We start from the raw sequence: 6,410 nt of genomic DNA on the forward strand, positions 1-6,410 counted from the left end.
GGCTTGTCGTCGAGTGTGTGGTTCATCGTTGCCGCTATTGCGCTGACGCCTATCAGTGGCATCTTCGCGGCCATTGATGCCGCGCTTGCCACGGTTTCCCAAGCGCGGGTGTCTGATCTGCGTAAAGACGGCCGTGCGGGTGCCGGGCATTTGGCGCAGGTGTTGGAAAGTCGAGCTACCTACGTCAGCCTCGCGGTGCTCCTGCGCGTCGTATGCGAGACGGCGGCAACGGTTTTCGCTTCGGTCGCGGCAGTCGATCTACTTGGTAGCAAGTGGGGGGTGTTGGTCGCGATAGCGGTGATGGCGGTGGTTTCGTATGTGGTGGTCGGCGTTGGGCCGCGGACCCTCGGCCGGCAGCACGCCTACTCGATCGGTGTCTTTTCCGCGGCCGTGCTCCAGATTGTCGGTCGATTGCTCACACCGGTCACCCGGCTGCTCATCCTGGTCGGTAACGCGATAACTCCGGGTAAGGGATATCGCAACGGACCGTTCGCAACCGAGGTCGAGGTCCGCGAGATCGTCGACCTGGCCGAGGCACGCGGGGTGGTCGACGCCGACGAACGCAGGATGATTCAGTCGGTCTTCGATCTCGGCGACGCCAATGCTCGCGAAGTGATGGTGCCGCGTCCGGAGATGGTGTGGATCGAATCGGAGAAGTCGGCCACCCAGGCTGCCAATCTCGCGATCCGCTCCGGACACTCCCGGCTGCCGGTGATCGGTGAGAATCCCGACGATATTGTCGGCGTCGTTTACCTGAAAGACCTTGTGACGCGCGCATTGTCGGGATCGGCGCAGACGATCAAGGTGGCCGAGTTGATGCGGCCCGCGCAGTTCATTCCCGACTCCAAGCCGCTCGACAAGGTACTCGGCGATATGCAGCGCACCCGCAACCATATGGCGCTGTTGGTCGACGAATACGGCGGCATCGCCGGACTGGTAACCATCGAGGATGTGCTTGAAGAGATCGTCGGCGAGATTACCGACGAATACGACCGCGACGAGACCGCGCCGGTCGAAGACCTCGGTGACGGTAGTTATCGAGTGTCTGCCCGACTTCCCGTCGAAGACCTCGGCGAACTCTTTGACGACGTCGAAATCGATGACGACGAAGTGGAAACGGTCGGCGGATTGGTGGCGCTGGTGCTCGGACGTGTCCCGCTGCCCGGCGCGAGTGTCGACTACGACGGCCTGCATCTCGTGGCCGAGGGTGGACCGAATCGGCAGGGGCGCCAACGGATTACCACCGTCGTCGTGTGGCGTGTGGATGAGTCCGAGCCAGATGTCGCTCACGTGGCTGCCGATGATGTGAATGACGAGAAGCTTTCCGTTCGACGAGAGGTTGATGATCGTGCCGGGCGATGAGTTGGGTGACGAGGACCGCAAATTGGTGATTCTGGCGCGTGGCGCGCTGGCCAGGTCGGGCTCGGCGAGCGGCGCCGCGGTCCGCGACGCCGACGGCCGGACCTACGCCGGAGCGCGGGTCGATACGGCGACGTTGGCCCTCACCGCACTGCAAGTGGCGGTTGCCACCGCACTATCCAGCGGGGCAACAGGTTTCGAAGCCGCCGTGCTGATTGGCGGAACAACTGACGATCCGGGTATCGACACCCTCCGGGAAATCTCCACCGACACAAACGTTTTCGTGACCGACACCGCAGGCCGACTTATCGCCGGAGAAGGATCCAGATGACCGACCACGATACTCCCGAATTCCGTTCCGGCTTTGTCTGTTTCGTCGGGCGGCCCAACACTGGCAAGTCGACGTTGACCAACGCCCTCGTCGGCGAGAAGATCGCGATCACCTCGAATCGACCGCAGACGACTCGCCACACTATTCGCGGCATCGTCAACCGGCCGGACGCTCAATTGATCTTGGTCGATACGCCGGGCCTGCATCGCCCGCGAACCCTACTGGGACAACGGCTCAACGATCTGGTCCGTGATACCTACTCCGAGGTCGACGTAATCGGTGTGTGTATCCCGGCCGACGAAGCTATCGGCCCCGGCGATCGATGGATCGTCGAACAGGTGCGCACGATGGCTCCGTCAACGACGGTGATCGGAGTGCTGACCAAGATTGATAAGGTCGCGCCCCCGTCGGTGGCCAAGCAACTCCTGGCGTTGTCCAACCTCCTTGGCCCCGAAGCAGAAGTGGTGCCGGTGTCGGCTAAGTCGGGTGCGCAACTCGACGTGCTGGCCGATGTCCTGGTCGGGCTGATGGCGCCGGGTCCCGCGTTCTACCCCGACGGCGAACTCACCGACGAACCCGAGCAGGTCCTGATGGCAGAGTTCATCCGCGAGGCCGCTCTCGAAGGCGTTCGGGATGAGTTGCCACATTCTCTCGCGGTCACCATCGACGAAGTGATTCCGCGCGAAGATCGTCGCGAGGACCAGGCGCCGATGGTCGATGTTCACGCCATCTTGTATGTGGAGCGCGATTCTCAGAAAGGAATCGTGATCGGGCACAAAGGTTCTCGCCTCAAACATGTCGGCACCGTTGCACGTGGCCAGATCGAGGCGCTGCTGGGCACCAAGGTCTTTCTCGACCTCCGGGTGAAAGTTGCCAAAGACTGGCAGCGTGACCCAAAACAGTTGCGCCGGATGGGTTTCTAGTGGGCGCGCACGATAAGCCAGATGACAGTGACCCGACGCGGGTCGTGCCCGCAGACACGGGACGGACGCTCCTCGACGACGGCGTCGACGAGGAGCAGGCGCGCCGCGCGATAGCCGATGTGGTCGGGCACCCGAAGTTCTGGCTTGCGCCGGTCGCCGCGGTCGTCGGGCTGATGTGTCTGATGGCCGCCATGTACATGGGCGCGGTGGTCAATCCGACGAAGAATCTGCACAACTTTCCGATCGCGCTCGTCAACGAAGATGTCGGCGGTTCGACGGCCGAAGGGCAGCCGAAGCAGAACTTCGGCGACCAAATCGTCAAGTCGATGGTGCCGACGGCGGCCAAATCGGGGATCGTCCTGACCGAGACCGATCGAACCGGGGCACTGCGAGAACTCAACTCCGGCAAGGCATATGGGGTTGTCTACATCGGGCCCAATTTCACGAATGTCGCGATCAATATGGGGCGGTCGGCGGCTCCGCTGATCCAGATCAAGCCCGAACAACCGAAGATCGATATCTACATCAACCGCGGATCGGGGACCTTCGCGTCGTCGATCACCACGGTATTCGCCGAACGAGTCGGCAAGCAGGTCAACGCCGAATTCGGTAAGCAGATGACCGCGACTGTCCGTCAACAGTTGGTCGCGAACGATTTGGATTTCTCCGGAGCCGCACAGCTCGCCTTGGCCGCGCCGGTCGATGTCGTGGTGTCCGAACCAGCGCCGCTGCCCGATGGGTCCGCGAACGGTCTGTCCGCGTTCTACTTCACCCTGTTGTTGGTGCTGGCCGGGTTTACCGGCGCGATGATGGTGTCGGTCATCGTCGATGGGACGCTGGGACAACTGCCGGTCGAATTCGGCCCATTGTTCCTGCTGCGCAAGCGATTACCGATCTCTCGGTGGGGGACGCTCGCCGCCAAATGGACGATCATGATGATCATCGCGGCGCTGCAGTCCGCGCTCTATCTCGCCGTATGCGCGGCGGTTGGGACATCATTACCGAATTCCTTTGTCCTATGGCTGTTCTCGGTGTTGGCCATCACCGCCGTCGGTGTCACCGCGAGCGCGATGATGGCGGTGTTCGGCAACCTCGGACTCATTTTGAACCTGGTGTTCTTCGTGATCCTCGGGCTGCCGTCGTCGGGTGGCACGGTGCCGCTGGAGGCAAGCCCGCGGATTTTCGAATGGCTGGCCAAAGTCGAGCCGATGCACCAGGTGTATGTGGGGGTGCGCGCGATCCTCTACTTCGACGCCGACTTCGGGGCTGGGTTCGGTGAGTCGATCATCGTGTGTGTCATCGGGCTGATACTTGGTTTGGTGCTCGGCGTGGTGGTGACCAAGTGGTACGACCGGCGTGACTGGCATCGCCTTCCCGATCAGATCGCGCTGCCACCCAGGTTGGCCAAACTCACCGAGTGAACCAGCCGTCTGCGGTATGTCGCGACGATTCCTGTCCTATACCGGTGGAAGAATGACCGAGTGAGGTTTTACCGGGACGAGGCTGTCGTGTTGCGCCAGCACAAGCTGGGCGAAGCCGACCGGATTATTACCCTGCTGACTCGCGAGCACGGCCTGGTTCGGGCGGTTGCCAAGGGCGTTCGACGCACTCGGTCGAAGTTCGGTGCCCGCCTTGAACCGTTTGCCCACGTCGACGTACATCTCTATCCCGGTCGCAACCTCGACGTCATCACCCAGGTTCACAGTCTGGACAGTTTTGCCGCCGATATCGTCGCCGACTATGGCCGGTACACCACCGCCTGTGCCGTCTTGGAAACGGCAGAGCGTCTAGCCGGCGAGGAGCGCGCACCGGTGATGGCTCTGCAGCGGCTGACCGTCGGAGCACTGCGGGCGCTCGCCGCGGGGGAGCGCCCTCGTCAGCAAGTGCTCGACGCGTATTTGCTGCGCGCTATGCATGAATCGGGCTGGATGCCGTCGCTGGAGCACTGTGCGCGATGTGCGGAGCCGGGGCCGCATCGCGCGTTTCACGTAGCCGCGGGAGGTGCGGTCTGTGTGTATTGCCGGCCAGCCGGCGCGGCATCGCCGTCACCCGGTGTTCTCGACTTGATGGATGCGATGTTTCGTGGACAGTGGGAGCACACCGTCGACGCCAGCGAGTCGATGCGACGGCAGGCCAGCGGGCTGGTGGCCGCACACCTGCAATGGCATTTGGAACGGCAGTTGCGCACATTGCCGCTGATCGAACGCGCGGCACCGCATAAGCTCAGCGAGACCGGCGCGCAAACGCGCGACGCCGGGTGAGGAGAGATCACATGGTGCGCCGCGGTTTGCGTCGAGCCGAGGAAGCCGGATCGCCTCGGACAGTTCGTCCGCCAGATCCCCATCCGTCGGGAGCCACCCCACCGAATATCCCAGCTGAGTTCGTGCCCAAGCATGTCGCACTGGTGATGGACGGGAACGGCCGCTGGGCAACCGAGCGGGGTCTGCCGCGCACCGAGGGACATAAGCGGGGCGAGGCCGTCCTGATGGACAGTGTCTGCGGCTGCATAGAGCTGGGTGTTGGCTGGCTGTCGGCGTATGCGTTCTCTACCGAGAACTGGTCCCGCAGTCCCGACGAAGTGAAGTTCTTGATGGGATTCAATCGGGACGTGATCCGGCGTCGGCGCGACGAGATGAACGAGATGGGTGTGCGCGTACGGTGGGCTGGTCGCCGACCCCGGTTGTGGCGCAGCGTGATTCGGGAGTTGGAGATCGCCGAGGAGTTGACCAAGGACAACACCGTGATGACGTTGACGATGTGCGTCAACTATGGCGGCCGCGCCGAAATCGCTGACGCCGCAAAGGAACTCGCGCGCCGAGCCGCACGCGGCGAAATCGATCCTGAACGCATAACCGAGGCGTCGTTCGCCAAGTATCTCGACGAGCCCGACATGCCCGACGTCGACTTGTTTCTGCGGCCGTCGGGCGAGCAGCGCATCTCGAATTTTCTGCTGTGGCAGTCGGCGTATGCCGAGATGGTGTATCAGGAGAAGCTGTTTCCCGACTTCGATCGACGCGATCTATGGGACGCCTGCCTGGAGTACGCGAAGCGGGACCGTCGATTCGGAGGGGCGCAGTGACTGAATCGGAGACCGCGCTCGCCCGGATCGCTCGGCTGGCCGCGGACCTGGGCGATGTCGTCGTAGTAGAAGATGCCGCGATGATCGAAGTTGGTGGTACCCGGGCGTCGGTGCGCGTGTTAGATCTGGGCGATGGCCTCGAGGTCGTCGCGGTGACACAACTGGTGGCATCTGGGCTGGCAAATACTGACGAGTTACGCGACGCCGTTGAAACACGAAGTGCCGGTTTGAGTTTCGGTTCGCTGCGGCGGTCGGGCAATGGCGCGGACACAGTCGATGTGCTGCTGTCGTACACCTTCCCGCTGGGCGAATTAGCCGACCTGCCGCTACTGACGGTGCTGCATATGGTGTTATCAGCCGGGGTCGATACGCGGGCCGAGGTGCTTGGTTCGTCAGGCGAGTGACCTACGTGACGGCTGGTCGAGTGGTTGCGAGTGAGGGAGACTACCGACGGCTGGTCGAGTGGTTGCGAGTGAGGGAGACTACCGACGGCTGGTCGAGTGGGATCGCGATCAGCGAGGGACGCTACCGACGGCTGGTCGAGTGGGATCGCGATCAGCGAGGGACGCTACCGACCGCTGGTCGAGTGGGATCGCGATCAGCGAGGGACGCTACCGACCGCTGGTCGAGTGGGATCGCGAGCGCAGCGAGTGATCCTGTATCGAGACCACCGGTCGCTCGAAAGCTAAGAGCAACTTGGTATTTCGTCTCACCAAGG

General features: G+C 62.8%; 7 protein-coding genes. All 7 read left to right on the forward strand.

What is annotated here, in order from left to right:
• Positions 1-3: 3 nt before the first annotated feature.
• Genes GOEFS_RS11195 through GOEFS_RS11225 form a run of 7 tightly spaced genes read left to right on the forward strand, consistent with a single transcriptional unit; the run spans position 4 to position 6,096 of the window.
• Positions 4-1,362: a hemolysin family protein gene (locus GOEFS_RS11195; protein WP_007318021.1), complete on the forward strand. Its 1,359-nt coding sequence runs from the start codon at positions 4-6 to the stop codon at positions 1,360-1,362.
• The gene (locus GOEFS_RS11200; protein ID WP_245549824.1) at positions 1,310-1,690 is read left to right on the forward strand and encodes a cytidine deaminase; all 381 of its coding nucleotides are present in this window, start codon (positions 1,310-1,312) and stop codon (positions 1,688-1,690) included. Before GOEFS_RS11195 ends, GOEFS_RS11200 begins: the two co-directional genes overlap by 53 nt.
• A complete protein-coding gene (gene era, locus GOEFS_RS11205) occupies positions 1,687-2,613 on the forward strand; it encodes a GTPase Era (protein ID WP_007318023.1) in 927 nt (308 codons plus the stop codon). The genes GOEFS_RS11200 and era overlap by 4 nt, the downstream gene beginning before the upstream one ends.
• Entirely contained in the window at positions 2,613-4,034 is a 1,422-nt protein-coding gene (locus tag GOEFS_RS11210; RefSeq protein WP_007318024.1) for a YhgE/Pip domain-containing protein, read from the forward strand. The genes era and GOEFS_RS11210 overlap by 1 nt, the downstream gene beginning before the upstream one ends.
• Before the next feature lie 60 nt (positions 4,035-4,094).
• Positions 4,095-4,874, forward strand: coding sequence for a DNA repair protein RecO (gene recO, locus GOEFS_RS11215; RefSeq protein ID WP_007318025.1), 780 nt, complete (start codon positions 4,095-4,097; stop codon positions 4,872-4,874).
• Positions 4,875-4,885: 11 nt separating this feature from the next.
• Entirely contained in the window at positions 4,886-5,692 is an 807-nt protein-coding gene (locus GOEFS_RS11220; RefSeq protein ID WP_007318026.1) for an isoprenyl transferase, read from the forward strand.
• Complete coding sequence (locus tag GOEFS_RS11225) at positions 5,689-6,096, forward strand: hypothetical protein (protein WP_007318027.1); 408 nt, start codon at positions 5,689-5,691, stop codon at positions 6,094-6,096. The genes GOEFS_RS11220 and GOEFS_RS11225 overlap by 4 nt, the downstream gene beginning before the upstream one ends.
• Positions 6,097-6,410 lie beyond the last annotated feature (314 nt).

The organism is Gordonia effusa NBRC 100432, assembly GCF_000241305.1.
Lineage (GTDB): Bacteria > Actinomycetota > Actinomycetes > Mycobacteriales > Mycobacteriaceae > Gordonia > Gordonia effusa.

What these genes read in the sequence shown, in the direction of transcription:
- GOEFS_RS11200 (WP_245549824.1), top strand. Translation starts at nt 1,310, where the DNA reads ATGACGAGAAGCTTTCCGTTCGACGAGAGGTTGATGATCGTGCCGGGC.
- era (WP_007318023.1), top strand. Translation starts at nt 1,687, where the DNA reads ATGACCGACCACGATACTCCCGAATTCCGTTCCGGCTTTGTCTGTTTC.
- GOEFS_RS11220 (WP_007318026.1), top strand. Translation starts at nt 4,886, where the DNA reads ATGGTGCGCCGCGGTTTGCGTCGAGCCGAGGAAGCCGGATCGCCTCGG.